A 25,433-nucleotide genomic window follows, 5' to 3' on the forward strand; every position below is an offset into this window, starting at 1 on the left:
CTTACTGAATCGCGATCATGCGATCCGCCAGAGTTTCCATGAAGGCAATCAACGCCGTCGCCATGCCCGGCAGGAAGATAAACAGCGCAATAAAGATCGCCAGAATTTTGGGAACGAACACCAGTGTAATTTCCTGAATCTGGGTCAGGGCCTGAACCAGCGCAATCGACACCCCCACCACCAAACCGACCATAAGCGTCGGCGTGCTGAGCTCAATGGTCAGCATGATGGCTTCACGGGCAACTTCGATAATCTCTTCTTCGTTCATAGTTCAATTATACGGGATAGCCCCGCCCGCGCGATACCCGTTTTGGGGGTGAATACGATTATCCTCTGGAAAAAGCTGCGCTTTTGGCTTGACAGCACACCCCATTTATAGGAATATAATCTTAAATCAAGCCCCTTTGCGCCCGTTTTCAAAAACGGCACGCCAGGGGCTTTTTTATCACTTTAAGCAGGACACCCACACCATGAGCATAAAACCCAATTTATTTTCCGACTTCCTCTTAAACAATGTTGGTAATGCCTTAGAAAACAACCCCGAGGATATCCGCACAACCAAACGTAATTTGGCCAACGCCGGATATTTTAATGATGAAACTGAAAATGACTACCTGACCCGACAACTGGATGACAGCATCCGCAAGTTCCAGAAAGACCGCGGCCTGCGTGTGGACGGCATCCTGCGCCCCGGTGGTGAAACGGAACGCGGCTTGTTTGGCATTCTATCCGGGCTGGCCCCGGAAAAAATCTTTGACGCAGCCGATGATGTCTGGGTCACAGACGCCACGGGACGGGTAACAACCCCACCCTATTTCCCGGAACAAAAGCGCGAAGAAAAGCGCAGCAAGAATATCCTGGTCCAACTCGGCCTGATGCAGGATCCGAATGAACGTTTTCCAATGGATGAGAAAGACCCATCACGCCCCAAACCGTTTGGTGATATGGACACAGAATCCTCTGAAACCGCAGAAGGAGACATTATATCGCCCGATCCGGTAAGCGAACCCGATAGTAAAGAAAACCCGGAATCTGCGCCAAATACGGATACCGAAGGAACCGATGAAAAACCGGAACCCACCGAAATTCCGGATTCTGGCCAAGCGGAAGAAAAGGATGCACCAAACAACACAGAAATTTCTCAGGCCGAAATTGAGAAGGCGGAAGGAAAGGTTCAAAATGATTTAAATTATCTTCAAAAAAATGAACATAATTTTTCCGCTAAACTTTTGAAACATTACATCGGAAAAAGTGGACAGGACTATAAAATGCCCATTGAAGAAATTGAGAAGAGCCCTGTTTATCAAGACGCAATGAAGATAAACGAAACGCGCTTCGAACAAAGCATTACGCAAGGATTTGTGGACAAGGAAGGTGGCCCCAAATCGCCTTTGAAAGACCAAATCTTAAACATGAAAGATGGAGAAACCGTAAAACTGATCAATCCGCAAAAAGATGGGCAATCAGAATACTGGGACAGAGATATAAAACGATCAGAAGGGATAACAAAAGATCAAGATCGATTTTTCTCAATCGGGGCCACAAAAATGCGCTCTACCGGGGATTTACAAGCCACACGCCATGGCGATAAAATTGAAATCAGCGGAACGGTTCGCCATACAATCAAGGACCGCTATGACTTTAATGACGATACGGTCTTTGATAAATTGGCCTTCAAACATCACCGCCTCCTTGCAACAGCAGGGAAAGCAGAGCCTTTCAATATTGAAGGCACAAAAGAACAGCCCGTAACGGGCGTTTTGGAAATTAAAAACGGAAAGATCACAAATGCAAAATTCCAGTGGGGAGCAAAAAAAATGGAGGCCGAACGCTAAAAAAACTTTTCACTGGATCCTGACATTCATCTCCCCAAAACAATGCTGGCCATTTTACGTGTATTGGCTGGCATTGTTTTATGATGGATTCGCGTGGAACTCATGGATATACCCAGTCCTAACGGTTGATATATCGCCCAAAACACTCCCTCTCACATACATCATCATGGCATGGGCCATCTTTAAAATCGGCTTGAATCTGATCCGCACAATCCGGACCAAAGCCACGAGTGTGTTATCGATTTACATCATTCACATCCTGCTTATGATCACCCTGTCCAAATTTACCCATCATCTTATATACGCCCTTGTCTGGACTTACATCATCAGGTCATCATAACGGTACAATAATGACAACCACCCCCTTTATAGACCCAAAAATCATTTGGCCCATAGGCCTATATTGGGCGGTTATTCTTATTCATGAGTTGCGATGGGTGTGTTTTCTGCCAGTTCCGAATATTTTTCAACCATGTTTTTATTACGCGCAAGGGATCACCGCTTTTATTGCGCTACTTCTTGTTGGTATCATCGCAATTATTATTGTGCGTGCGTTTTTAAAAAACAACATGACCACAGCCTACGCCCTGACGTCCCATCTGGTTATTGCGACCCTTGCAACACCCTACACGCTCGAATCCGTTGAATTGTTTGTATGGTCAGGACGCTAGAAAACTAAGAAACGTCCCGTCCCTGGAATTTTAGAAATCAAAGATGAAAAAATCACACATGCCAAATTCCAATGGATGTTTTGATCCCTCATGAAAAAACCCCGTGCCCAGATGGCAACGGGGTTTTTCATGAAGGCTTCCAACATCTTAAATCGGCATCCGCATAATTTCCTGATACGCATTGATCATCCGGTCACGCACGGCCACGACGGATTGCAGGGTCAGTTCGGCGGCGGTGACCGCTTCGACCACGTCGGCCAGCCCGGCTTTGCCGATAATGGCCTGAGCCTGCACCGTTTCGGCGTTTTTCATGGTGGCGATGGATTCGGTCGCGGCCTTTTCAATCATCGAGCCAAAGGACACCGCGCCATCTTCGGCGGCGACACCGGCACCGGATGCGGTTTTCGCCATATTGGCGTAGGCGTTGGCGGCCATTGCGGGACTTGCGACTGAATTTACCATGGCTTTAAACCTTAATTGTTACACCCTGTTATTATACCATAAAACCGTTATTGGCGCAGAAGATTTATTGTCTGCATCATCATGGTTCGGGATTGTTCGATCATCCCCAGATTGGCCTCGTAAGACCGTTGAGCTTCGCGCATATCCATCATTTCGACGATCGAGTCGATATTCGGCATTTTCACATAGCCCTTGTCATCGGCCGCCGGGTGGTCCGGTTGGTATTTCAGGATGAACGGGGTTTTCTTGTCCGTGCCGATTTTGGATACTTCCACCATCTCGGCCCCGGTTGCGCGATCCAGTTCGTTTTTGAACGTCACCGTCTGGCGGCGGTACGGGTCCGCGCCCGGCGTTGTGCCGGTGGAATCCGCGTTGGCCATGTTTTCGGCCACCACGCGAACGCGCGTGCTTTGCGCCCGCATGCCTGCGGCGGAAACCGATAACGCTGTGAACATATCATCTGCCATTTTAAACCCCTTTTATGCCTTGTTCTGCTGTTCTTTGACTTATCGACCGACACCCAATGCGGTGCGGATCATGCCGACGTTTTTCTGGTACATGCTGGTCATCAAATTGTAATCAATCTGGTTTTTATTGGCGTTGACCATCTGTTCTTCCAGAACAACCGCATCACCCGTCGGGGCCACGTCATAAACCTTTTTCATTTCCGGGCTGCGTGCCGTTTCCACCTCGTTCGGGGCTGGCATGTGGCGCGGATTGGTGGTCACCGGGCGGACCACGTTTTCCTTGGTCACGTTTTTCAACACAGTGCCGAAATCAACCTTTTCCAGGTCGTGCGGGCGGTAACCCGGCGTATCGGCGTTGGCCACGTTCTGGGCCAAAATATTCTGGCGCTGGTCCAGATAGTTCATTTTCGCGCCGAGGGCTTTGAATAAACCTATATTTTGTGTTGTCATGGCGTTTGGGCCTTTTGTTCGTTTCAACCGTACCAACCGCTAAAAGCTTTGCAGGATCTGTGCCAATGGCCGATTACACCGAAAATGGCGGGAAAAAGCCCGGGGACGACCAACTCAAGCCACTGAATTTAAAAGAAAAAACAAATAAACGCGCGTCCGCCGTGGCGATTTCCGCCACGGGCGAACCCGGGGATATGCCGACCATTTCTGCCGCCGGACGGGGCAAAATTGCCGAGCAAATATTACAGCTCGCCTTCGCCAACGGCGTCCGCGTGCGTGAAGACAGCGCCCTGGCCGAAATGCTGGTGGCGCTGGAAGTCGACAGCCCCATCCCCACCGAGGCCATTATGGCCGTGGCGGAGGTGCTGTGTTATGTCTATCGCGCCAACGGGGAACCAAACCCCTTTGACGCCATTCTGAACGAGTCAGAGCAAGAACCGGGCCAAGACGATTAACGGCCCATCGATTAAAGCCTGCCGCCTGCGGACCTTTGCGCCGCAATATAGATTTTCTGTAAAGTCACAAAAACCCCCTTGTCCATAATCCCGTTTTTCTGCTTATGTGTCCCCAATCAATAAAAATACCACCGCATAACAGGGACATGGCCATGGGTGACATTACAAAATCACGCCGCAATTTTCTGAAAACCACAGCGATCGGTCTGGGCGCTTTATTCCTGAGCAGCCTGACCCCGCATTTTGCCGAAGCCGCACGATCGAACGACATTCGCCCCGTCGCTCGCGCGCAAAGCAACATCGTGATTGATGTGAACACCGGACGCATGTTGAGCGGCCACAATGTTGATGGCCTGCGCTATGCCGCATCGCTCACCAAAATGATGACCGCCTTGCTGGTGTTCGATGCCCTGCGCGGCGGGGACATTACATTGCACGAACCCGTCACCTTTTCCGCCCGTTCACAAAACGTGGAACATTGGCGATTGAATGTTGGCGTTGGTAATACGCTGTCCGTCAATGACTGCCTGATTGCGCTGCTGACTCGTTCCAGCAACGATGTTGCCGTGGCGTTGGCCGAACATATCAGCGGCAGCGAAGCCAATTTTGTTGAAGCCATGAACCGCAAGGCCCGCCGTTTGGGCATGACCAACACGCGGTTTTATGATGCGTCTGGGTTGAACAACCGGTATCAGCGCACAACCGCCCGCGATATGGCCACGCTGGGTCGGCATATTGTGCTGACCTATCCAACACGGCTGGACTTTTTTGCCCATGCGGAATTTTCGTATCACACGGATCGCACGCTGGGTCGCCGCCCGTATAATGTGAACCGTCTGGTCCGTGACACAACCATGCCGCAATCGCAGGCGCGCCTCCAACTGGATCGCATCGGCCTGACCCCGATGGGCATGAAAACCGGATTTATCCGTAATTCATGGCACAACCTGGTCGCGCTGGCCGGCGATGCCAATGGCAACAAAGTTCTGGCCGTTGGATTTGGCGGGCAATCGCAACCCGCTTTGGCCAACACACTGGCCGGATTAATGGTTCAGGGGTACAACGCCCTGCGCCGGGAACATGGCATTCCGCTCAACCGCCCCCTGCCCGCCCGGGCTCCGGCTCAGTATCGTGATCCGCGGTTGAATTTGTTCTAAAATCGCTTGGCACACTTAAAATCTGTGCATCTCCGGGTATCCGGGGGTGCACGGAATTGACTCGCGCCCCCCATGCGGCCATGCTGGGCACGCTATGGAATTGTTATCTTTGACAGATTTTGTCCGTTTTGCCGCCGCCCTGATCTTCGTTCTGGCGCTGATGGGGGGATTGAGCCTAGTCATGCGCCGGATCAATGCCGGGCGCCTGCCTATGACCGGGGCCAGCCGGCAAATGCGCGTGGTGGAAGTTTTATCGCTGGACGCGCGCCGCCGCGCCATCCTGCTCCGCCGCGGGCATGGGGATGACGCACGCCAGCATCTGATCATTCTTGGCCCCAACGGGGAAACAATCGTTGAAACAGGGATCGTGACACGCGATGACACAGACAAAAACGGATAACGCCCCCCGCCGCGTTCTGAAGAACAAGTTCGCTTTATGCGGGCTGGCTCTGTCTGCCATCTCCATGGTCGTCCTGACGATTTTGATCAACACGCCCGCCTTTGCGCAAAGCGTGACATTGGATATGGGCGCAGGCGCGCAGGATGGAACGGTCAGTGGCCGCGTCATTCAATTGGTGGCGTTGCTGACCATTTTATCACTAGCCCCATCGATCCTGATCATGATGACGTCGTTTACGCGGATCATCGTGGTGCTGTCCTTCCTGCGGACCGCCATCGGGATTCAGCAGACACCGCCGAACACGGTCATGATCTCGCTGGCCATCTTCCTGACCTTCTTCATCATGGCCCCGACATTCCAGACCGCGTATCAGGCCGGTGTTGTGCCATTGATCGAAGAACAGATTGACGAAGTCGAAGCGTTCAAACGCACCGTCGAACCGTTCCGCGAATTTATGTTCAAACATGTGCGCGAAACAGACCTCGCTTTGTTCGCGCAAATGAACCAATCCGACCCCTTCCCCAACCCTGAGGCTGTGCCGCTGCAGGTTTTGATTCCGGCTTTTATGATTTCGGAACTGCGCCGCGCCTTTGAAATCGGCTTTATGCTGTTCCTGCCCTTTGTCATCATCGACATGGTGACGGCGTCCATCCTGATGTCCATGGGTATGATGATGCTGCCGCCCGTGATGATTTCACTGCCGTTCAAGATCGTATTCTTTGTTCTGGTTGATGGCTGGCACCTGTTGGCCGGGACACTGGTGCAAAGCTTCGATGTCGGTGCCGTTCCGATCAATATGCCGTCCCCGGCTTTGATCCCGGACGTCCCGGCGGAAGCGATTGGAACCGTTCCTTAAGCCTTCAATAAAGCGTCAAGATCCAGTGCATCACTCTTCATCGCCAGTTCGCCGTCAGGAGTGAACGGCCATTGATCGCGCGGCTTGTCCCAATATAATTCAACACCGTTCTGGTCCGGATCGCGTAAATATAACGCTTCACTTACACCGTGGTCGGCGGCCCCATCCAGGGGAATACCCGCGGCCATAACCCGTCGCAACGCATCCGCCAGCAAGGCCCGCGTCGGATACACAATGGCCGTATGATAAAGCCCCGTCGTTCCCTGCGCAGGCGGCCCCCCATTCAGGCTTTCCCATGTATTGAGCGCAATATGGTGGTGGTAATCACCCGAGGCCAGAAACACGGCCCCACGCCCATAACGCTGGGTAATTCTGAACCCCAGAACGCCATGGTAGAACGCCAGCGCCCGATCAATGTTCGCCACTTTTAAGTGGACGTGCCCGATACGAACGCCGTCGGCAACAGGGGAAAAATCATTCATGGCAACCATCCGGGCACAACATTACAACCATCACCTTATGTAGATGATGGTAAACGGCAATCAAGCCCGGTCAGATTAGTTTGAAGGCTGGTCCGACGCGCGGTAGGTATCCAGAAAATCCTTAAACAGATCAACCTCGGACACCAGGGCCGCGATGCTTTCGCGGTCGGATGCCAGGGTCGATGTGCGGGACCGCGTCACCACGTCGAACAATTTGGACCGTGACGTTTTCATCATCTGGTCGCCGAAACGTTCGCGCATGTTGGCCAAAGCCACACGGTCACCAGCCAGATTGAGGGCGACGGCCCGGTTCAGGATAATATCTGCCTGCGCCTGCGTCAGCGGGCGTTCCGCAACAATCGCCTGATCAACGATCAAATCCTGCAACGCAATCGCCGCATCCTGCCACCGACCGGCATTCCACGCGATATCGGCGCGCAGACGGTTGATATCAGGGGACGGCGGATAGGTATTCAAGATCGCCAGCGCCTCATCCACGCGTTTGAGTTCAGACAAAGCCCGCGCACGCAACATGGCGGCTTCGCGCAGTTTCTGGTTCACGCTGTCGTCCTTGGGCAACCCGGCATAGGTTGTCGTCGCCTTGTCCAAAACGCGCAGGACCGGATTCGGATTATCGCTGAGCAGGTAAATAGCCGCCAGACGCAGCGACGTATCCGCCGCCTCGCGCCCTTGCAAACGATAATCGACCTGATACTGCAACAAGGTCGCCGCACGCCCCAACAAATCCGCATCAACCAACCGTTCGGCCAGACGGCGGATCAAACGGTTACCGTCATCCCCGTCCGGAGTCAGTTCGCGGAATTCTTCGTAGACGGTGATGGCGTCAACCGGGCTCATCTTCTCCAACGCGTCGCTGAGGAACAGATTTTTGAATGAATCCGTCATCATATAGGCGATGTCGTTGGAAATATCCGTGCCCGGGCTCATCGCCACGGCGTCACGCAGGATGCTGAACCCCTTCATATAACGGGCCTGATCCAGATAAAGTTTGCCAAGACGGGAATTGATCTGGGCCTCCAGCTCGTCACCGCGCCACATATAGCGCAAACCTTCCAGACGATCGACCGCCTCCTCCAGCTTGATCGTTCCCTGATCCAGTTGCAGCATGGTCAGGGCCAGACCGGCCTTGGCCCGATACAAATCATCTTTCCCCGTCAACAACGGCTTCCAGTATTCTTCGGCCTTTGTATATTCTTTGTTTTGACGATGCGCCTCACCGCGCAAATAATCCATCGCGGCCACCGTCCACGGCTGCAGATGCTGTTGCTCTTTCTGCAACATCCCCAGCATGGATTCCGCCGCCTTCACCTCACCGGAACGCAGGGCGATTTCAGCCAGACGCAACAGCATGCGTTCCTGCAACCGGCGCGGATATTCCGATACAATCGTCATATCGGTCGGTAATAATTTTTTCGCCTGTTGCCAGTCTTCCAAACCGGCAGCGGCATAGGCACGCCAGTAATCCAGCTCTGGATAATCTTTCAGCGCCGCGGTGTTCAGGTCCCGGAAACCATCTTCGAACATGCTGGCCATGCTGAGCGCAACACCGCGCAGGGCCAGAAATTCGGGGCTTTCCTTGATATCCGGCATTTCACTTTCGGCAAAACGCAACAGGCCGACGGCTTCTTGTCCGCGATCATTGGCCATGTTCATTTTGGCCATCATCAACAAATCCTGCACGCGGCCGGACTTATCCTTATCCGCCATACCCGCCAGCAGGATATGCTGGTTATCATGCAGGGCGTTTAATCCCCCCATCATCCAGCGGTTAAAATCAAACATGCGCGGCGTTTTCGTCGGGTCTGTGGCCGCCGGGTTTTCGGTTTCGCCCGTGGTTTTCTGTTCAATAATCCGTTGCGTCACATCGCGCATGCGCGATAAGGCCAAACCACCCGGACGCGTCACCGCAACACCGCCCGCACGTTTTTCAAATTTCACATCATCGGCCTTCGGCACAATCGCCAAACCAATGGATGAATTTAATTGTTCAAAATCGACGAAATTCCGTTCCGTTCCGGCGAACTGGTCCGCCGCATCGACCGTGGCCACCAAAATTGTGTCACCCACGTCGGGATCAACAATACTCAGGTTTTTGGTCACCAAGGGCATCGCCCACGCCATCGCCCCGCCGCGAATATCATCGCCGGACTTAAATTCGCGCGTCGGTGGCGTCGGTTCAACGGCCTTGTCCTTTGGCGATACAATCACACGCCAGATCAAGCCCCCGCCCTCGCCCTCAATCGTCGCGGTTCCGGGCATGCGTGTGCGATACGCCACGCCGCCTTCGGATGTTGCAACCTTTTCAAACGGCGTAAACTCTTCCTTCTTCGGCCCGTTAATTTGCGGCAGAACCGATAAAGACGGGCGATCAATCACCAACCACAAATACCCATTGCGCTCAAACGCGGCCAGCCCCATTTCCTCGGTCGAGGACACGGTAATGACATGCGGGTCCGCGATGCGGGCCGCCTCCTGCTCCAGCACCGTCGGGCCCTGATCGACCACGGCGACAGCTTCGGGCGCAGATTCAGCAGCGGCAACAGGTGCCGATGTCGTTTCAGCAGGCGTTGATACAGGTGCGGCATCGACCACAGGCGGTGTTGCAGCGGGCTTTGCCGTTGGCGTTGGGGCCTTTGTCGCCTGAACGGGTTTTTCTTCCGTTGGTTTCGCGGACACCGGTGCTGCAACAGCTTTCGTCCCGGTCGCGGAATTGTAAACATCCACCACCACGCGATCACCGATCAGGAAATGGCGATATTTGCTGTCCGCCGGAATGCGAATACGAATTTTCAAATTCTCGCCATCGGCGGATAATTTTTCAACCGACGCAACGTTGGGTAATTTTTCAACCGCCGTGAGATCAGGCACCGCATTTTTGCGGAAGGTCAGATCGAGAACACCCGGTTCCGTTTGCTGCAAATCATATGGCGCGGATGTACCCCAATCGAACACCACGCGCGAATAATCCGAATGTGTCCCGGTGCGAATGGACACACGGTCCTGGGCCCATGCCATGGGCATGAGCGCCGTCAAACAAACGCCGGTGAGCAAAAACAGACGCACCATTCGAAAATCCGGATTATTCCCCTAAGGACACACTTGAAATTTATGGAAAAGCGGAGTCGGGATACACGCGCTCCGCCCGCCAATCGTAGTTCATTATAACAATATCCACGCGTCTGGACAGGTCCAGTCTGCGATCTTCGGGCAAAGACGTGCCAATATCGTCATAGCGCCCCCGCCCCGCCCCCTGAATCGTCACCGGATAGGTGTAGCCAACATTGTCCAATATGGCCGCAACGGCGGCCGCGCGCGCCATCGACACATCCCAATTTGTCGTAAAACCAAAATCCTTCGCCGTATCCATAGCACTGGGGTCGGCATGCCCGACCAGTGTGATTTTGTTTTTAATCCGCGCCAGCGTGGCGGCAAGACTGTACAGCGCTTTGCCCCCCTCGTCCTTTACGCTGGCCTGCCCCGGTTCAAACAACAAATCTTCCGGCAGGGATATGATCAGCGAATCATAACGCGGGATCAAAACCACGCGCCCGGCCAAATCGGTATGACGATCAATCACCGATTGGATCAAAGCTTGCAGATAACGAATATCCAACGCCTGATCAAAATTGATTTTGGCGATATTGATCGTTTCTTCCGGCCCGGCATTCATTTGCGCGCCATAGAAACGGTTAAATTCCTGTTGCAGGGCCGAGGTGATTTCAGAGAATGATTTTTTCTCCGGCTCGGACATTGCAAACAACAGGACGAAGAACGTCAACATCAACGCCATCACATCCGTGAAGGTCGTCAGCCACAAAAACGGATTCCCTTCAGCCGCAGCATCCCCCATGCGGCGATTGCTGCGCCGAGGCACTTTTTTGGGCGCGCCTGCAACATCAAACGCATGCTTGGCTGTACGTTTAGGGGGCGTTGCCATCATCGCCCCCATTATCAACCGGGGTTTGTTCATTATTCCCCGGCATGATTATTTTTGACGCATCAATTTTTTCGTAGCGCAGGAAGAACAAATCAACCATCGCCTCATCGCCCTGTTGCACCGATGCCGTGATCTGCTTGGCGGGCAGGCCCGCCTTCTCAATCGTTTCGGCCATAGCATCGACGGCACGGATCGTGCCTTGCAGGGCTTGTGGTGCCAACCGTTGCATCCGCGCCGGGTTTTCCGTGACATTATAGGTGATTTCCATGCGGAACGGTTGCCCCCGGTCTTCGGACCGCAACATCACCACCAATGTCGGCAGGAAATAATTTTGAAAGGCGGACTCCTTGTTCGTTCCCGCCGGGGCCACGCGCTGGCCAATCGCGGTCACGGCCCGTTCGAACGCATCGCGCGGGACGCGCACATGCATCATGCCGCGCTCCTTGTTCATCACCACTTCATAAGACGGGATCTGTGCCTGAAACAGGCCACTCACACGATCCAACGTATCGCCGTCATAAATTGATGTTTCAATCGACTTCGTCACCGACGGGCGCATATCACCGCGTTGGATAATTTTGGATGCAAAGGTGAATTCCAGACTTTCCATCACATTCCGGGCCTTCAATTCTTCGAATGTGGAAATGGAATTCAGAACGATGAAAAACGCCAGCAACATAATGAACAACGACAGCCCCAGAAGCTGGGATGCCAGCCCCTGCCCCTGTGGTTCAATATTCTTGCGTCTACGTCTCATGAAATCTGCCGATCAGTTTTGCGGCAACATTGGCATTTTTTTCTGTTCCGCCATCAAGATGGTCACCGTGCGGGCGCGTTCGGCGTCCATCTCGGCCAGAATGGGGGCGGATTTCCGTTCCGACATGCGCGTCATCACCGCAATCAAAACATCCAGATCCAGCGTGTTGAAAATACGCGCCGCGTCTTTGGCCTTCATGCCTTCGTAAATTTTGACCAGGCTGGCAATCCGGGCCTCTTCTTCCTCGGATCGTTTTTGCATCAGCCCTTCGATTTCCGTGCGTACCGTATTCAACTCGCGCAGTTTTTGATCCAGCTCACGTTCCGCCGCGCTCAACAACGCTTCACGGACGGCCATTTCTTTTTCCTTGGCATCCAACTGGTCACGGCGTTTGGCCAGATCCTGATAAATTTCTGCTTTCACGGATGAATAATCGATGTCGGTGTCACCGGCATCTTTCCATTCGACGGATTCGGCATCATCAAATTCGGGTTTCGGCTTGATCTCTTCACCCGGCGCGTCCAGGTCCAGACGGCCCGGGATTTCATCCCCGGCGGCGGCCACTTCACCCTCTTTCGCGGCGGCTTCGGTCGGCGATATGGCCGGAGGGGCCGCATGTTCGTCCTCATGCACTTCTTCCTGGGCCATGGCGGAGCCCATATGCCCCAAACCATAGGCGAAATCCCCCACGCGCACGGCAAACGCCATGCTGGCCACAATGACCAGCATAGGCATCATTCGTATTTTACTGCGCAGGTTCATAAAGAGTTACCCCAAAGAAATCAGATAGCCGCCGGATTAACGGCGGCCTTTATTGATGGCGGCGAACAATTCGCGTTCGGCCTTGCTGTGGAACATATCGGCGTCATCATCACCAGCAGACAGATCATCCGCGGCCAGATCGGCCCCCGCATCGTCATCTTCAAATTCGCGGTCACGAATATTGAATCCAGCGATGGCCGGCTCCTTGCGTTTCACACTGGCGGCCACAGCGCCCAGACCTTGTGACGCCGCACCAGTCGTATCAACCCGCGCCGCCGCATCACGGCCGCGATCGGCCAGACGTTCCAGACGCGCGGCCAGATTGTCACCGGCCTCGGTCATGATATTCAGTTCATCGGCCTGAATGCGCGCCTTGTTCATGCGTTCCTGCAATTCCGCACCGGCTTCGCGGGATGCGGATTTCATGCCAGCAATGGCTGCTTCGGCCCGGTCGATGTTGCGCGACAAATCCTGGACCAGCTTGTCCAGTTCCTTGCGGCTGCTGCGAAACGCGGCCATGTTCGACGACAGGCGCACGGAAAAGAAAATCGTCACCGCCAGAAACAGCAGGACAATCCCATCCAAAATCATGCCAATCAATGCGCCGTCCATGATTATTGATCATCCTTTTCCGGCGGGATGTAGCGTTCAACGCGCACGGCAATGTTGCCCTGCTTCTGGCCCACGGGCCCGCGGAACATCGGGAAATGGCCGCAGCGCAATTCCAGATCATCATCCACACTTGTATTAAAGACCACGCGCGTGCCGACTTTCCAGTTCAGCAGATCGTGCAAAGACACCGTTTTTTCGGCCAGAACCGCCTGCAACTGCACCTCGGTTTTGTACAGTTCCTGGGTCAAGTGGTTTTCCCAGATCGAGTCACGACCGAATTTTTCACCCATGAACATCTGCAACAGCAATTCACGGATCGGTTCCAGCGTCGCATACGGGATCAGAATTTCAATACGCCCGCCGCGATCACCCATATCCACGCGCAGACGGGCCAGAACGCACGCGTTGCCCGATTGCGTAATCGTGGCGAAACGCGGGTTGGTTTCCATGCGGTCCAACTGGAAGCTGACCGGGGCCAACGGGTCAAACGCGGTGGACAGATCGCTGAGCGTCACGCCCACCATACGTTCCACCAATTTGGTTTCAATGGTTGTGTAGGGACGCCCCTCGACACGAATGGCGGGTGTGCCCTTACGTCCGCCCAGCAGCACGTCCACGACCGAATAAATCAGCGCGGAATCCGTGACCAGAAGACCATTGTTATCCCACTCCTCCGCCTTGAACACCGACAACATCGCGGGCAGCGGGATGGAGTTCATATAATCGCCAAAACGCACCGTGGACACCTGATCCAGCGACACTTCAACGTTATCGGATGTCAGATTGCGCAGGGATGTGGACATCAAACGCACCAGACGGTCGAACACAATGTCCAACATCGGCAGGCGTTCATAGTTCACCATGGCGGAATTGATCAGGGCCATCACGCCCGACATTTCCTCACCACCCGAAATTTCATCGTCAAAACCGAGCAGAGAGTCGATCTCATCCTGGTTCAGGATGCGGGTGCCGCCATCTTCTTCTTCGTCAAAACCACCGTCGAACGACGGCGTGGCGTCGGCCTGTGCCGCACCGGAATCAGTACCATCGCCCCATTCTTCCATCATGGCGCGTTCGGCATCGGTCATTTGTTCCAGTTCGGTATCGCTCATAATCTTTAAAATCTTGGCGCTGGCCGTTACTCTTTACTGTGTTACGCGAAAGGCTTTGCAAGCTTCATGCCACAAAAGACCTTATCCCTTTATTGTATCAGGATTTCCTGAAACAGGACATCTTTGACCTCAACCGGATAGGCCGCCGCGTTCACACGGGACAGCAATTCCATTTGCAGGCGGTAAATGCCCGCAGAGCCGCGCAAATCCTTGACGCGCAATTCACGCAAATAGGTCTGGAACTGGTCCACCACGCGCGGCATCACGGCCTGAACCGCGGCCATATCGGTCTGGTTTGCCACTTCCAACTGGACCTTCAAACGCAGGTAACGCGGCTGTTCATCCGGGCCGGACAAATTGACCAGCATGTTCGGAATTTCAAGGAAAACCGGACCACCTGTCACGCCACCATGACCATCATCCTTGCCGTGGGCATCGGCTTTTTTACCGTGACCATCATCGGCGGCGGCATGTTCTTCGGTGGCTTCACCCTTCTTCAACATTTTGTCGAGCGCGCCAGTGAAATACAAACCACCACCCGCGCCGATCAAAAGAAACAGCGGCACAACGGCGAATAAAACAATCTTCTTCGCATTAAACTTCTTGCCACCACCTTCGGCGGCGGCCTCTTCGCCTGCGCCGTTTTCGGTTTCGGTGTCATCTGTCTGGTCGGCCATGGAACTCATCCTGTCTGGGTTGGGGCTGGGAACCTTTCAGGTAAAAAGGCCAGCCCCATGAAATATATAGCGAATCTATTATCAGGCTATCATACCTTGGCGCGCAAGGCCCCCCTTTCATAAATCCGTTACCGAAATTCGTACCCGTCACATGGAAAAAATTGCCCCATGCCGGCGCATTTTTGCCCGATCCGGCAAATAGCCGCCCGCCAAGCGCCCGGTCAGGCCCGGGAAGAACAAGTCAACGTATTGATAAATAACAATATTTAAAACTGGCACGCTGGGTGCATACCCTTTTGGGGAAGGCTCAGGCCCACAGGCTGAAAGTTTTTCGGAAAATAACTGGGTCAACAAGGGACCAGACAGACAATGGAAAATTCGATCTATACCGGACTGTCACGTCAGATGGCGCTTCAAAGCGACATGAACACGATTGCGAACAACCTCGCCAACGTGAACACACCGGGTTATCGCGGCCAGTACATGATGTTTACAGAATATGTGGAGAAACCGAAGGGGATCGAAGACCCCCTCTCCATGGTCATGGATTACGGCCAATTTATCAGCAACAAGCCCGGCCCGATGCAACACACAGGCAACCCGCTGGATGTGGCCATGCAGGGCCCCGGATTTATTGGCATCACCCGCAACGGGGAAACATTTTACACCCGCGCCGGCAATTTCATGCTGGGTGAAGATGGGGCCCTGGTCACACCGACGGGCGACCGCGTTGCCAGCGCCGGCGGATCGGCCATCATCATCCCCCAAGACGCCAAGTCGGTCAGTATTGCCGAGGACGGCATGGTTTCGACGGAAAATGGTGCCGTCGGCCAGATCATGATGACCGAATTTGACAACATCGATTCACTGGATGCCATCGGCGACAATTTATACAAAGCCAATGCACCGGGCACCGCCGCCACGGAAACCCGCATGATCAGCGGCATGGTCGAGGGTTCCAACGTCAATCCGATCATGGAAATGACCCGCATGATTGATACGCAGCGTGCGTACCAGTCCGCGGCACGAATGTTGCAGAGTGAACATGACCGCCAGCGCACGATGATACAGCGCCTGAGCCAGACACAGTAATTTAACGGGATACACGGGTAAAGGGAGCACACCATTATGATGCGTTCATTAGATATCGGCGCCACAGGGATGCAGGCACAACAGATGAATGTTGATGTCATCTCCCAGAACATCGCCAACATGACCACCACGGGTTATAAACGCCGCCGCGCCGATTTTAAGGACCTGATGTACCAGAACATCACCCGCCCCGGCACGACATCGTCCGATGCTGGAACGATTGTTCCCGCGGGCCTGCAAATGGGTCTGGGCGTGCGCGCTGCCGGTGTGTACCGCATTCACGAACAAGGTACATTAAAGGTCACGGAAAACCCGCTGGATCTGGCCATCAATGGCGATGGGTTCTTCCAGGTTGAACTGCCCAGCGGTGAAACCGCCTACACCCGCGATGGCGTGTTCCAGGTCAACCAGGACGGCGAATTGGTAACCGGCATGGGGTATCTGTTACAGCCGGGCATCGTTATTCCGGAAGATGCCACCGACATTGAAATCAACGAAAGCGGCCAGGTTTTTGCGAAAATCCAGAACCAGGTCAACATGCAGGAAGTCGGCCAGATTGAGCTGAGCACCTTCGTCAACCCGGCCGGTTTGGACGCGATTGGCGACAACCTGTTGCTGGAAACCGAAGCCTCTGGCGCGCCTGTGAACGGCAACCCGAACGAGGACAATTTCGGCAGCATTCGCCAAGGCATTCTCGAAAGCTCTAACGTCAACGTGGTTGAAGAAATCACCAACCTGATCAGCGCCCAGCGTGCGTATGAAATGAACTCCAAAGTTATTTCCGCAAGCGATGAGATGCTGAGCACCGTGGTTCAATTGCGCTAATTGATAAGGGATAGAACGATGAAACAGATCATTCTGACATCATTGGATATGGCGGCCCGCATTTCGGTGCTGGTTCTGGCTCTTGTTCTGGCGGCCTTTATTGCCGTGGCCGGCGCCCGCACGGCACACGCCGCTTCGCTGAAACCGGATGTGGTTTTGGAACAGGGTGTCCTCACCGTCGGTCATATTTTTGACAATGCCGGGCGCAACGCGGCCTATATCCTCGGTCCCGGCCCGGATGCGGGGGAAACGCTGACACTGAACGCATCGTCCCTGCTCCGCATCGCCATGGCGCTGGACCTGGATTGGCGTCCGGCCAGCCCGACCGACAAAATCACGGTCACCCGTGCCGCCACAATCATTCCGACCAGTGATATTGAATCCGCGCTGGAAGAAAAATTGGGCGAACAGGGCCTGACCGGCAATTTCTCTGCCTATATCAACGGGACAAGCCACGACATCATCCTGCCCGTGGATCAGGCCGCGACGGTTGAAATTGACGAAATGCGTTATGACCCGCGCACATCCACCTTTACGGCCACCGTTTACGCCCCGTCCCGTGAAAAATCCACGGTGAAACTGCCCGTATCCGGTCAGGTGCGCCAGATGGTCTCCGTGCCTGTGCTGAAAACCGCTCTGCGCAACGGTGATTTGATTGGCATGAACGATCTGGATTTCATTGAAATGTACGTGAAAGACATCGGCAGCGACGTCATCACCGATACTGAAAAGCTGATCAACATGACCCCGCGCCGCGTCGCCATTGCCGGTCAACCGGTCCGTGCGATGGACATCCAGCGCCCTGAACTGGTCAGCCGCGGCAAGAACGTCACCATCATTTTCAAAACCGGCCCGATGATGCTGACCGCGACCGGCCGCGCCCTGCAAAACGGTGCCAATGGCGATCTGGTGCGTGTCACCAATCTGGCCAGCAATATTCAGGTTGATGCCGTGGTCACCGGATCACAGGAAGTCACCGTTACAGAATAAAAAACGACAATAAAAACATACGACAAGGGATAGTAAGGAGAGTTAAAATGATTGCACAAACACAGAAAAATCGCGCAAGCCGCCTTGCCTTGGTCTTGCTGATGGGCGTGTCGTTGAGCGCTTGCGGTGCCAGCGAGCGCCTGTCCAATGTCGGCCAAGCCCCCGGCATGAGCCCGATCGTCAACCCGCAAACGCAGGCCGATTACAAACCGATCAGCATGCCGATGCCCGCCCCGGAAGTGGCGATGCAACAGCCGAATTCCCTGTGGCAATCCAACCGCAAGAGCTTCTTCAAGGATCAACGCGCCAGCAATATCGGCGACATCCTGACCGTGGTCATCGATATCAATGATGAAGCCGATTTGGAAAACAAAACAGACCGGACCCGCAGCTCCAGCGAAAATGCGGGGCTGGACAATTTGCTGGGTTACGAAGCATCGCTGGGCCAAATCCTGCCCGATGCGATTGACAACGCCAACCTGGTCGGTGCGGACGCCGATTCTAGCCATGCTGGCAGCGGTAAAATCGAACGTGAAGAAGAAATCACGATGAAGGTTGCCGCCATCATCACGCAAATTTTGCCCAACGGAAACATGGTGATCCAGGGCAATCAGGAAGTCCGCGTGAACTTTGAAAAACGTATTCTGAACGTCGCCGGCGTGATCCGTCCGGAAGACATTGCGATCGACAACTCGATCTCATACGAAAAAATTGCCGAAGCCCGTATCATTTATGGCGGTGAAGGACAAATTACGGATGTCCAGCAACCGCGTTACGGACAACAGGTTTACGATATTCTGTTCCCCTTCTAACCCCAGACCCGACCGTCGGCCTTTCTCGTACCCCCGAAAAGGCCATGGAAGGAGAACAGATAAGGCGCGTCCCCTTGCCACCCAACCCCTTCCCCCTTCCGCACTGGGGGTAAGGGGGCCGCCGCCCCCCTTTAGCTGTAGGGCCCCAACAGCGACCCAACCCTTGTCACCTTCAACCGGCTCTTCCCCAAGAGCCGGTTTTTCTTTGGGAGCCTAGCTGACCATCAGGCCTTTGAAACTCATCCACGCCAGACCGTTGCAATACATGAACGCATCATTCCTGTAATCAATGACCCCCGGTTGCCCGCACAGAAGCCCCGTCGGCAAGCCCAGCAATGTGCGCCATTTCGTGCCATCGCACAGATAATAAACATTCAGGACATTGTTATAGTCCAGGGCCCCGGGCCTCGAACATGATGGCAACAACAGGTAATCCAGCAAGGCCAGATCGACCAAATTAAAACGGAACCAGTTGGCGCCATCAAAAAACTCCATATTATTGATCGTGGAATTATACCGCATCGTACCCGCTGTTTGCGCCTTTGCCGAATTGGCAAAGCAAAGGATGCAAATTGTCATGATGATTGCGAAAATCCACCGTACCCGCATAGTCACATTCCCCGAAATCCGCCGTTTCTTAAATCCCTCGGCAAAGAACGGGGCAACGCGTGTGCCAGCACACCTGTGCATTGGCACCGCACTGTTTTCGCAAAATGAAAACAACAAAAACCCGGCCTTGCGGGCCGGGTTTTTAAAAGAACTTTAAATCATGGACCTATTCGTCGCGGTGCGTGCGTTCCATGCGCTCGTGACGTTCCTGCGCCTCGAGGCTCAGCGTCGCATTCGGGCGAGCTTCCAGACGGGCAACAGAAATCGGTTCACCCGTTTCTTCACAATAGCCATAGGAACCGTCTTCGATCCGCAACAACGCTTCGTTGATTTTTGAAATCAGCTTGCGTTCCCGGTCACGGGTGCGCAGTTCCAGCGCGTGGTCCGTTTCCGCCGAGGCGCGGTCCGCCATATCCGGCTTCTGCAATTCTGTGCTTTGCAGGGTGTTGTGAATGGTTTCGGACGATTCACGCAACAACTCTTCGCGCCAGGCGATCAGTTTGCGGCGAAAATATTCCAGCATCAGGGGATTCATGAAATCGCCCTTGTCCTTCTTCGGATCGTAATCCGGCGGCAGGATGGTGGATGTGCTGTCGGTACTCTTTGCTTTTGTTTTTGTGGCCATGGCCCCATTCCTATGCTGTGAGGGGGTGTACATTAAACAGATTCAAATATATGGATTTCCGCCCCCCTCAGGCAAGCGGTAAAAATCCTTTGAATTCAATGATGAACAGATCTTTGCCGCCTTTTACGCCTCGGGATGGGTGTCGGACCCGCCCAGCGCCATGCGCATTTTGGCAATTTCAATCTGCGCCCGCAGATCAATTTCATCCAGAATCGCGGTCAAACCGGGGTCCTGAATACGTTCCCGATGCTGTGCCACAACATCGGCAATGTTCAAAATATCCCCAACGGTCAGTGTCCCGGTCAGCAAGCCCAGACGGATGGCCTCCAGCTGGTCCAAAACGCTATCTGCCCGGCCCACCATACGGCGGCGTGCGGCACGGGCGGCGGGGTCTTCGACCTCCTGCGCGGCCAACAGCGCGTCCACCTGGGCAATCGCCCGGGCCGTTGCCGGGGCGGCGGTTTCCGCCGTTCCCCCGGTCATGAAATCGCCAAAAGACGCCCCCGTCGCGCCGGCCTTGTCTTTCGACCGGGTAGAGCTGGTTTGGGATGTTTTATTCGGGCCTTCAATCTTCATGGTGATACCAGTGACTTAAGGGAATCGTGAGGAAACGCGCGGGGGAAACACCCCCATTCCTTTCAGGATACCATTTTTATAAGCCCCGCGGCACAGGCAATTTTTGCCGCTCCGCACGCTCCAAGGGCAGGCTTTGCCCCAAAACGGCCCTTCCGAGAACCAAACAGCAATATAACCATTTGTTTTTAAATACAAAATTTAAAAACCCCATCTGGCACGCCCCCTGCATCTATAGACCCGGAATAGTGGCTTTCTCGGCTTATGGGAAGAATGATGCAAAAACCGACATATAATATGAAAGCAATCATGCGCGGCCTGACCCTGCTGGGTCTGACCGCCATTCTGGGCGGCGTCATGTCCACCCCCGCTTTCACCAAAACCACCCGGATCAAGGACATCATCAATATTGAAGGTGTCCGTGACAACCAATTGGTCGGTTATGGCCTGGTTGTTGGCCTGAACGGTACGGGTGATTCGTTGAACAACGCCCCGTTCACCCGCCAATCTCTGACCGCCATGCTGGAACGTCTGGGCGTCAACGTAAAAGACGAAAACCTCAACACTGGCAACGTGGCCGCCGTTATGGTCACCGCGACCCTGCCCCCCTTCACCAACCAAGGGGGCCGTATTGATGTCACCGTCTCCGCCATGGGCGATGCCGACAGCCTGCAAGGCGGGACATTGCTGGTCACGCCGTTGCTGGGTGCCGACAGCGAAGTCTATGCCGTGGCTCAGGGCCCGGTGAATATCGCTGGATTTGCCGCAACCGGTGCCGCCGAAACCGTCACACAAAACACCCCGACCGCCGGTCGTATTCCGGGCGGTGCCATTGTGGAACGCGAACTGGATTTCCAACTGGCCGATTACACGCAAGTACGTCTGGCCCTGCGCAACCCCGATTTCACAACGGCCCGCCGTATCGCCAGCGCCATTAACGGCTTCACCGCCACCAATGTGGCCACGGCCGAAAACGCCGCCAGCGTCGTCTTGAAAAAACCGTCTGGCTATAAAGGCTCGATCGTTGACCTGATCACCGATGTTGAACAATTGCCCGTACAGCCGGACCAGATCGCCCGCGTCGTCATTGATGAGCGCAGCGGTGTGATCGTCATGGGGTCCGAAGTCCGCATCAACACCGTTGCGATCGCACAAGGCAACCTGACCATCAAAATCACGGAAACGCCGCAAGTATCGCAACCAAACCCGTTCGCGGAACAAGGTGAAACCGTCGTGGTTCCGCGCACTGATGTTGAGGTCAATAACGGCGCGGATGTTCGCCTGGGCGTTCTGGACAGCGGTGTAACGCTGCAGGATCTGGTCACCGGCCTGAACCGTCTGGGCGTTGCCCCCCGCGACATGATCACCATCTTGCAGGCGATCAAGGCCGCCGGTGCCCTGCAAGCTGAAATCGACACGCTGTAAGGAGGGATAAACCATGAACAGTTTGATGACATCCCTGACCACAACCGACGCCCAGATCGCCATGGTGCGCAGCCAGGCCGAACAGGCCAAGCAAATGGCCGAGGCTATGAAGGCCAAGGGCATCGACATGGAGAAGATCAACGCCGCCGCACAGGATTTCGAAGCCGTCTTCATCGCATCAATGATGAAGCCGATGTTCGAGGGGATCGAGCCCGACCCCCTGTTCGGCGGTGGCAATGGCGAAGCAATTTTTAACGACCTGATGATTGATGAATACGGCAAGAACATGGCCTCCAACGGGGGGCTGGGGATTGCCGACATGGTTCGCGCGGAAATGATCCGCCAACAAGAAGGAGCTGTACAATGAGCACACCACCAAAAAACTTTGAACCCGCCATCACCCTGCCCACCGATCCGGCCCGCGCCATGCAGGACATGATGGAAACCATCGATAGCCTGCGCGCCGTCTATGTCGAGGAAAACGAGGCCCTGAACGCCGCACGCACGCGCGATTTCATGGCATTGCAGCCGCGCAAGCTGGAAACCACCCGCGCCTATCACGACGGCATCAGCCAGATGATCGCGCGTAAAAACGATTTCTTGAACGTCCACCCGGATCTGAAAAGCCTGTTCCGCAAGAAGCAGGAAGAATTCACCGTCGTGGCCGAAGAAAACATGGAAGCGTTGGACCGTATGCGCCGCAGCGTTAACCGTTTGAATGAACGCATCATGACGGCTGCCCGTAAATCGATGGAACGCGACGGCGTGAACTATGGCGCCCACGGCAAAATGAAGGGCTATCACAGCACAGCCCCGATGACCCTGAACGAATCTGCGTAATCGTCACCTTAAAAAATCTTAACGGGCAGAAGGCCAGAGAAGGACAGATCATGACGACAGAGATCAGCATGCAGATCACACCGCAAGCCAGACAATCCGCCCTGACGGGTGCGGGACTGACTGGCTCTGGCCTGGCTGGCAACGGCATGGGGGGCGCACTGTCCTTTATTGACCTGATCTTTACACAGATCAGCCCGGACGGTGGCATGGCCTTGACGCCGGAAAGCCAGAATCAAAATGCGCAAGACGCCATGATCGATGCTGAAACCGCTTTGCTCGACACATCCGCCACCACCATCATCAACACACGCCCGACGCAAATCAGCGCCGACACAACACTGAACACAGATCAGGGCGATGACGTGATCGGGATGCTGGTGAATGATGCCCCGCTCAGCGAGGAAGCCGCCGCGTTTTTGGAAACGCTGGCCCAGGCCCTGCGCCAGAGCAATGCGGAAGACAATTCAGATTCATTGTCATCCACCGACATGCCGCACATTGCCGATTTAACACCGGAATCGCGTAAAACCCTGCTCGCGCGGCTGGAAACGCTTATTCAGGGATTGCCGCTGGATGATCAAACCATCACCCTGCCCAAATCATCAAACGACACATTAACGGTCGATGCCCAGACCATTGCGAACGCGCAACAGGCTTTGATTGCCACAGGGTTAACACCAGAAGACATCACCCAGATCGTGCAGGACATTCATGATGGCCGCGATCTGACCAATGACAGTGAAGGTCTGGCCTTGCTGTCTGTGATTATCAACATCCTGCCGCCGCAATCCGGCGCATCCGCGCGCAAGGCCCAGGACATTGTAATTATGCCCCGGTCCGGTAACCCGGTGACCACCACCGCTACACCGCCGAAAGCTACGGGCACAAGTGAGCCAACCGTTCAATCTTCGCTCAACGACCTTCTGGTCAATCCCGAAGAAACCACCTTTGTTGAAGATGACGGCTTGAGCGCAGGCGGAAAAACCAAAGGGTTTGACGAAATTCTGCGCCTGATGGAGGCCGCGCAAAGCAACGGCAACACAAAAATGGCCACGGGCCTGGAAAAGGCACTGGCCGCCGTGCAATCCGGCACATCCCCATCCGCCGCACTCAGCGCCCAGGGCATGGATTTCATGAACGGCCTGGGCAGCCTGATCAATGATGGCTCTTTGGACGGTATTTTCCCGGACGGTGCTGAATGGGCCCGCAACCTGAATGGCTTGAGCGGTCTCAGCATTACGGGAACGGCAAATTTGACCTCTCTGGTCACCAACTCGGCAAATCCTGCCGCCCCGCACCCGGCAACACAGGCCGTTGCCGCCGCGATTACGAAAACAGCCCAGAATAACGGCGATAGCACCCTGTCCATGCGCATGGACCCGCCAGACCTTGGAAAACTTGAGGTTCACGTGCGTTTTTCCAAAGACAAGACCATGAAAGCACACATGGTTATCGAAAAACCGGAAACTTTTTTGATGCTGCAGCGGGATTCCAGCGCTCTGGAACGATCCTTGCAAGAGGCAGGAATAGACACCGGGAATGGTGGGTTGAGCTTTGAACTGGCCGACCAATCCCATGACTGGAGCCGAGACGGAAATGGCCGCGGATACGAAGGCGGCGCAGGACGGAACGGTAAAGGTGCCGAAGATGGCGAACAAGAGATCGTTATTGAAAGCACGATGAATTGGTACACCGACGCCGCGACCGGCATGCAGCGTTACGACATTCTGGCTTAATGGAGAGCCGCAGATGACAAGCGATGTAACATTAACAGGGACGGCACAGAGCGCTGCGAGCACGCAAACGCAGTCCATCAAACTGGCGGAAGATTTTTCCCAGTTCCTGACGCTGCTGACCACCCAGTTGCAGAACCAGGACCCGTTGAACCCGATGGACTCCACCGAGTTCACGAACCAATTGGTCCAGTTCAGCCAGGTGGAACAGGCCATCAACACCAACCAGAAACTGGACGACCTGCTCTCCCTGCAACTGGGCAGCATCTCCAGCGTGGCCTTGGGCTATGTCGGTATGGATGTCACCTATACCAGCGCCGAAATGAACTGGGATGGCGCGAAACCGGTCGACATTTTCTACAACATGGAATCCGACGCCTCGGTCGCAAAAATCAACATTTACGACGAAGAAGGCGAATTGGTCCGCAGCATGGAAGCCCCCCGCACGTCCGGTTACCACGAAGTACAGTGGGACGGTAAGGACAACAGCGGTCAGGCTCTTCCCGTAGGCACCTACACCGTCAAGGTTGATGCCGCCGATCTGGACGGCAAACCGATGGAAAAAATTACCACCGCCGTATCCGGCAATGTCCGCGGTATTGAATCACAAAACGGCGTCATCTTCCTGCTGGTTGGTGAACGCGCCGTCGCCCTGGGCAACGTCATTCAGGCAAAAACGGCCCCGGAAACAACCACCCCGGTCCCGGACACAGGAACCGACACCGGTGACACGGAAACTCCGGATGAGGAGGACACCGCATGACCCCCTTGATGGCTTAACGACGCAGAATACGAA

The 25,433-nt window shown here is 54.6% G+C and carries 31 protein-coding genes; 16 read left to right on the top strand and 15 right to left on the bottom strand.

Features of this window, described 5'->3' with window-relative positions:
• Position 1: 1 nt before the first annotated feature.
• On the bottom strand, positions 2-268 hold the full coding sequence (gene fliQ / locus A11S_RS07765) for a flagellar biosynthesis protein FliQ (protein WP_014103234.1): 267 nt from the start codon (positions 266-268) through the stop codon (positions 2-4).
• A 202-nt stretch (positions 269-470) separates the two neighbouring features.
• Here fliQ and A11S_RS07770 point away from each other — a divergent pair, with 202 nt between their 5' ends.
• Together A11S_RS07770 and A11S_RS07780 are read left to right on the top strand one after the other, a co-directional pair.
• The gene (locus A11S_RS07770) at positions 471-1,835 is read left to right on the top strand and encodes a peptidoglycan-binding domain-containing protein (RefSeq protein ID WP_015467956.1); all 1,365 of its coding nucleotides are present in this window, start codon (positions 471-473) and stop codon (positions 1,833-1,835) included.
• Positions 1,836-2,185: 350 nt separating this feature from the next.
• Positions 2,186-2,506, top strand: a complete 321-nt coding sequence (locus A11S_RS07780) for a hypothetical protein (protein WP_041802593.1) — start codon at positions 2,186-2,188, stop codon at positions 2,504-2,506.
• Positions 2,507-2,653: 147 nt separating this feature from the next.
• Here A11S_RS07780 and A11S_RS07785 read toward each other — a convergent pair whose 3' ends face one another.
• The 3 genes from A11S_RS07785 to flgB all read right to left on the bottom strand — a co-directional run bounded on the left by A11S_RS07785 (position 2,654) and on the right by flgB (position 3,885).
• On the bottom strand, positions 2,654-2,941 hold the full coding sequence (locus A11S_RS07785; protein WP_015467958.1) for a flagellar hook-basal body complex protein FliE: 288 nt from the start codon (positions 2,939-2,941) through the stop codon (positions 2,654-2,656).
• A 74-nt stretch (positions 2,942-3,015) separates the two neighbouring features.
• A complete protein-coding gene (gene flgC, locus A11S_RS07790) occupies positions 3,016-3,435 on the bottom strand; it encodes a flagellar basal body rod protein FlgC (RefSeq protein ID WP_015467959.1) in 420 nt (139 codons plus the stop codon).
• A gap of 39 nt (positions 3,436-3,474) precedes the next feature.
• On the bottom strand, positions 3,475-3,885 hold the full coding sequence (flgB, locus tag A11S_RS07795; RefSeq protein ID WP_015467960.1) for a flagellar basal body rod protein FlgB: 411 nt from the start codon (positions 3,883-3,885) through the stop codon (positions 3,475-3,477).
• A 65-nt stretch (positions 3,886-3,950) separates the two neighbouring features.
• Here flgB and A11S_RS07800 point away from each other — a divergent pair, with 65 nt between their 5' ends.
• From A11S_RS07800 to fliP, 4 genes are all read left to right on the top strand, one after another.
• Positions 3,951-4,340: an EscU/YscU/HrcU family type III secretion system export apparatus switch protein gene (locus tag A11S_RS07800; protein WP_015467961.1), complete on the top strand. Its 390-nt coding sequence runs from the start codon at positions 3,951-3,953 to the stop codon at positions 4,338-4,340.
• Positions 4,341-4,492: 152 nt separating this feature from the next.
• Positions 4,493-5,497 carry a D-alanyl-D-alanine carboxypeptidase family protein gene (locus tag A11S_RS07805; RefSeq protein ID WP_015467962.1) on the top strand — a complete coding sequence of 335 codons (1,005 nt, stop codon included), beginning with the start codon at positions 4,493-4,495 and terminating at the stop codon, positions 5,495-5,497.
• 109 nt (positions 5,498-5,606) lie between these two features.
• Entirely contained in the window at positions 5,607-5,897 is a 291-nt protein-coding gene (locus A11S_RS07810) for a flagellar biosynthetic protein FliO (RefSeq protein ID WP_015467963.1), read from the top strand.
• Positions 5,875-6,753: a flagellar type III secretion system pore protein FliP gene (gene fliP, locus A11S_RS07815; RefSeq protein WP_015467964.1), complete on the top strand. Its 879-nt coding sequence runs from the start codon at positions 5,875-5,877 to the stop codon at positions 6,751-6,753. Before A11S_RS07810 ends, fliP begins: the two co-directional genes overlap by 23 nt.
• Here the strand turns inward: fliP and A11S_RS07820 are convergent.
• The 8 genes from A11S_RS07820 to A11S_RS07855 all read right to left on the bottom strand — a co-directional run bounded on the left by A11S_RS07820 (position 6,750) and on the right by A11S_RS07855 (position 15,113).
• Entirely contained in the window at positions 6,750-7,235 is a 486-nt protein-coding gene (locus tag A11S_RS07820) for a VOC family protein (RefSeq protein WP_015467965.1), read from the bottom strand. The two genes, fliP and A11S_RS07820, sit on opposite strands and share 4 nt — an antisense overlap.
• A 75-nt stretch (positions 7,236-7,310) precedes the next feature.
• On the bottom strand, positions 7,311-10,271 hold the full coding sequence (locus tag A11S_RS07825) for a hypothetical protein (protein ID WP_235067609.1): 2,961 nt from the start codon (positions 10,269-10,271) through the stop codon (positions 7,311-7,313).
• 91 nt (positions 10,272-10,362) lie between these two features.
• The gene (locus A11S_RS07830) at positions 10,363-11,196 is read right to left on the bottom strand and encodes a flagellar motor protein MotB (protein WP_235067619.1); all 834 of its coding nucleotides are present in this window, start codon (positions 11,194-11,196) and stop codon (positions 10,363-10,365) included.
• Positions 11,177-11,950, bottom strand: coding sequence for a flagellar motor protein MotB (locus tag A11S_RS07835; protein WP_015467968.1), 774 nt, complete (start codon positions 11,948-11,950; stop codon positions 11,177-11,179). Before A11S_RS07835 ends, A11S_RS07830 begins: the two co-directional genes overlap by 20 nt.
• A 12-nt stretch (positions 11,951-11,962) precedes the next feature.
• Positions 11,963-12,688, bottom strand: a complete 726-nt coding sequence (locus A11S_RS07840; RefSeq protein ID WP_235067622.1) for a MotE family protein — start codon at positions 12,686-12,688, stop codon at positions 11,963-11,965.
• 60 nt (positions 12,689-12,748) lie between these two features.
• The gene (locus A11S_RS07845; RefSeq protein ID WP_015467970.1) at positions 12,749-13,324 is read right to left on the bottom strand and encodes a DUF6468 domain-containing protein; all 576 of its coding nucleotides are present in this window, start codon (positions 13,322-13,324) and stop codon (positions 12,749-12,751) included.
• Positions 13,325-13,326: 2 nt separating this feature from the next.
• Positions 13,327-14,436, bottom strand: coding sequence for a flagellar motor switch protein FliM (gene fliM, locus A11S_RS07850; RefSeq protein WP_015467971.1), 1,110 nt, complete (start codon positions 14,434-14,436; stop codon positions 13,327-13,329).
• A gap of 89 nt (positions 14,437-14,525) precedes the next feature.
• Positions 14,526-15,113, bottom strand: coding sequence for a flagellar basal body-associated FliL family protein (locus A11S_RS07855; RefSeq protein ID WP_015467972.1), 588 nt, complete (start codon positions 15,111-15,113; stop codon positions 14,526-14,528).
• A gap of 369 nt (positions 15,114-15,482) precedes the next feature.
• Here A11S_RS07855 and flgF point away from each other — a divergent pair, with 369 nt between their 5' ends.
• From flgF to flgH, 4 genes are read left to right on the top strand one after another with little or no spacing between them, the layout of a single operon-like run.
• A complete protein-coding gene (gene flgF / locus A11S_RS07860; protein WP_015467974.1) occupies positions 15,483-16,205 on the top strand; it encodes a flagellar basal-body rod protein FlgF in 723 nt (240 codons plus the stop codon).
• 39 nt (positions 16,206-16,244) lie between these two features.
• Entirely contained in the window at positions 16,245-17,030 is a 786-nt protein-coding gene (flgG, locus tag A11S_RS07865; protein WP_041803104.1) for a flagellar basal-body rod protein FlgG, read from the top strand.
• Between the two features lie 18 nt (positions 17,031-17,048).
• Positions 17,049-18,020, top strand: a complete 972-nt coding sequence (flgA, locus tag A11S_RS07870; protein ID WP_015467976.1) for a flagellar basal body P-ring formation chaperone FlgA — start codon at positions 17,049-17,051, stop codon at positions 18,018-18,020.
• 47 nt (positions 18,021-18,067) lie between these two features.
• Positions 18,068-18,832: a flagellar basal body L-ring protein FlgH gene (flgH, locus tag A11S_RS07875; RefSeq protein ID WP_015467977.1), complete on the top strand. Its 765-nt coding sequence runs from the start codon at positions 18,068-18,070 to the stop codon at positions 18,830-18,832.
• 213 nt (positions 18,833-19,045) lie between these two features.
• Here flgH and A11S_RS07880 read toward each other — a convergent pair whose 3' ends face one another.
• A complete protein-coding gene (locus A11S_RS07880) occupies positions 19,046-19,411 on the bottom strand; it encodes a hypothetical protein (protein ID WP_235067624.1) in 366 nt (121 codons plus the stop codon).
• Between A11S_RS07880 and A11S_RS07885 the strand changes: the two genes are divergently transcribed.
• A complete protein-coding gene (locus A11S_RS07885; protein WP_148285125.1) occupies positions 19,410-19,598 on the top strand; it encodes a hypothetical protein in 189 nt (62 codons plus the stop codon). The genes A11S_RS07880 and A11S_RS07885 overlap by 2 nt on opposite strands.
• 9 nt (positions 19,599-19,607) lie before the next feature.
• Here A11S_RS07885 and dksA read toward each other — a convergent pair whose 3' ends face one another.
• Positions 19,608-20,066, bottom strand: a complete 459-nt coding sequence (gene dksA, locus A11S_RS07890; RefSeq protein ID WP_015467980.1) for an RNA polymerase-binding protein DksA — start codon at positions 20,064-20,066, stop codon at positions 19,608-19,610.
• A 123-nt stretch (positions 20,067-20,189) separates the two neighbouring features.
• Positions 20,190-20,642, bottom strand: a complete 453-nt coding sequence (locus tag A11S_RS07895) for a flagellar assembly protein FliX (protein WP_015467981.1) — start codon at positions 20,640-20,642, stop codon at positions 20,190-20,192.
• Positions 20,643-20,936: 294 nt separating this feature from the next.
• On the opposite strand from A11S_RS07895, the gene A11S_RS07900 reads away from it, so the two are divergent.
• From A11S_RS07900 to A11S_RS07920, 5 genes are read left to right on the top strand one after another with little or no spacing between them, the layout of a single operon-like run.
• A complete protein-coding gene (locus A11S_RS07900; protein ID WP_041803106.1) occupies positions 20,937-22,064 on the top strand; it encodes a flagellar basal body P-ring protein FlgI in 1,128 nt (375 codons plus the stop codon).
• Positions 22,065-22,077: 13 nt separating this feature from the next.
• The gene (locus A11S_RS07905) at positions 22,078-22,431 is read left to right on the top strand and encodes a rod-binding protein (protein ID WP_015467983.1); all 354 of its coding nucleotides are present in this window, start codon (positions 22,078-22,080) and stop codon (positions 22,429-22,431) included.
• Positions 22,428-22,904, top strand: coding sequence for a flagellar protein FlgN (locus A11S_RS07910; RefSeq protein ID WP_015467984.1), 477 nt, complete (start codon positions 22,428-22,430; stop codon positions 22,902-22,904). Before A11S_RS07905 ends, A11S_RS07910 begins: the two co-directional genes overlap by 4 nt.
• Before the next feature lie 50 nt (positions 22,905-22,954).
• Positions 22,955-24,640, top strand: coding sequence for a flagellar hook-length control protein FliK (locus tag A11S_RS07915; RefSeq protein ID WP_015467985.1), 1,686 nt, complete (start codon positions 22,955-22,957; stop codon positions 24,638-24,640).
• A 13-nt stretch (positions 24,641-24,653) separates the two neighbouring features.
• Positions 24,654-25,400, top strand: coding sequence for a flagellar hook assembly protein FlgD (locus A11S_RS07920; RefSeq protein WP_015467986.1), 747 nt, complete (start codon positions 24,654-24,656; stop codon positions 25,398-25,400).
• Positions 25,401-25,433 lie beyond the last annotated feature (33 nt).

This window comes from Micavibrio aeruginosavorus EPB, from assembly GCF_000348745.1.
GTDB lineage: Bacteria > Pseudomonadota > Alphaproteobacteria > Micavibrionales > Micavibrionaceae > Micavibrio > Micavibrio aeruginosavorus_A.

Excerpts from the sequence above, each read along its gene's own strand:
- flgH (WP_015467977.1), top strand. The coding sequence starts at position 18,068 with ATGATTGCACAAACACAGAAAAATCGCGCAAGCCGCCTTGCCTTGGTC.
- flgC (WP_015467959.1), bottom strand. The coding sequence starts at position 3,435 with ATGGCAGATGATATGTTCACAGCGTTATCGGTTTCCGCCGCAGGCATG.
- flgG (WP_041803104.1), top strand. The coding sequence starts at position 16,245 with ATGCGTTCATTAGATATCGGCGCCACAGGGATGCAGGCACAACAGATG.
- A11S_RS07780 (WP_041802593.1), top strand. The coding sequence starts at position 2,186 with ATGACAACCACCCCCTTTATAGACCCAAAAATCATTTGGCCCATAGGC.
- A11S_RS07915 (WP_015467985.1), top strand. The coding sequence starts at position 22,955 with ATGACGACAGAGATCAGCATGCAGATCACACCGCAAGCCAGACAATCC.
- fliQ (WP_014103234.1), bottom strand. The coding sequence starts at position 268 with ATGAACGAAGAAGAGATTATCGAAGTTGCCCGTGAAGCCATCATGCTG.
- A11S_RS07900 (WP_041803106.1), top strand. The coding sequence starts at position 20,937 with ATGAAAGCAATCATGCGCGGCCTGACCCTGCTGGGTCTGACCGCCATT.
- A11S_RS07770 (WP_015467956.1), top strand. The coding sequence starts at position 471 with ATGAGCATAAAACCCAATTTATTTTCCGACTTCCTCTTAAACAATGTT.
- A11S_RS07885 (WP_148285125.1), top strand. The coding sequence starts at position 19,410 with ATGATGATTGCGAAAATCCACCGTACCCGCATAGTCACATTCCCCGAA.
- flgA (WP_015467976.1), top strand. The coding sequence starts at position 17,049 with ATGAAACAGATCATTCTGACATCATTGGATATGGCGGCCCGCATTTCG.
- A11S_RS07820 (WP_015467965.1), bottom strand. The coding sequence starts at position 7,235 with ATGAATGATTTTTCCCCTGTTGCCGACGGCGTTCGTATCGGGCACGTC.
- A11S_RS07845 (WP_015467970.1), bottom strand. The coding sequence starts at position 13,324 with ATGGACGGCGCATTGATTGGCATGATTTTGGATGGGATTGTCCTGCTG.
- fliP (WP_015467964.1), top strand. The coding sequence starts at position 5,875 with ATGACACAGACAAAAACGGATAACGCCCCCCGCCGCGTTCTGAAGAAC.
- A11S_RS07785 (WP_015467958.1), bottom strand. The coding sequence starts at position 2,941 with ATGGCCGCCAACGCCTACGCCAATATGGCGAAAACCGCATCCGGTGCC.
- A11S_RS07835 (WP_015467968.1), bottom strand. The coding sequence starts at position 11,950 with ATGAGACGTAGACGCAAGAATATTGAACCACAGGGGCAGGGGCTGGCA.
- A11S_RS07905 (WP_015467983.1), top strand. The coding sequence starts at position 22,078 with ATGAACAGTTTGATGACATCCCTGACCACAACCGACGCCCAGATCGCC.
- fliM (WP_015467971.1), bottom strand. The coding sequence starts at position 14,436 with ATGAGCGATACCGAACTGGAACAAATGACCGATGCCGAACGCGCCATG.
- A11S_RS07920 (WP_015467986.1), top strand. The coding sequence starts at position 24,654 with ATGACAAGCGATGTAACATTAACAGGGACGGCACAGAGCGCTGCGAGC.
- A11S_RS07840 (WP_235067622.1), bottom strand. The coding sequence starts at position 12,688 with ATGATGCCTATGCTGGTCATTGTGGCCAGCATGGCGTTTGCCGTGCGC.
- A11S_RS07830 (WP_235067619.1), bottom strand. The coding sequence starts at position 11,196 with ATGATGGCAACGCCCCCTAAACGTACAGCCAAGCATGCGTTTGATGTT.
- A11S_RS07880 (WP_235067624.1), bottom strand. The coding sequence starts at position 19,411 with ATGACAATTTGCATCCTTTGCTTTGCCAATTCGGCAAAGGCGCAAACA.
- A11S_RS07910 (WP_015467984.1), top strand. The coding sequence starts at position 22,428 with ATGAGCACACCACCAAAAAACTTTGAACCCGCCATCACCCTGCCCACC.
- flgB (WP_015467960.1), bottom strand. The coding sequence starts at position 3,885 with ATGACAACACAAAATATAGGTTTATTCAAAGCCCTCGGCGCGAAAATG.
- A11S_RS07825 (WP_235067609.1), bottom strand. The coding sequence starts at position 10,271 with ATGGCATGGGCCCAGGACCGTGTGTCCATTCGCACCGGGACACATTCG.
- A11S_RS07800 (WP_015467961.1), top strand. The coding sequence starts at position 3,951 with ATGGCCGATTACACCGAAAATGGCGGGAAAAAGCCCGGGGACGACCAA.
- A11S_RS07805 (WP_015467962.1), top strand. The coding sequence starts at position 4,493 with ATGGGTGACATTACAAAATCACGCCGCAATTTTCTGAAAACCACAGCG.
- flgF (WP_015467974.1), top strand. The coding sequence starts at position 15,483 with ATGGAAAATTCGATCTATACCGGACTGTCACGTCAGATGGCGCTTCAA.
- A11S_RS07855 (WP_015467972.1), bottom strand. The coding sequence starts at position 15,113 with ATGGCCGACCAGACAGATGACACCGAAACCGAAAACGGCGCAGGCGAA.
- dksA (WP_015467980.1), bottom strand. The coding sequence starts at position 20,066 with ATGGCCACAAAAACAAAAGCAAAGAGTACCGACAGCACATCCACCATC.
- A11S_RS07895 (WP_015467981.1), bottom strand. The coding sequence starts at position 20,642 with ATGAAGATTGAAGGCCCGAATAAAACATCCCAAACCAGCTCTACCCGG.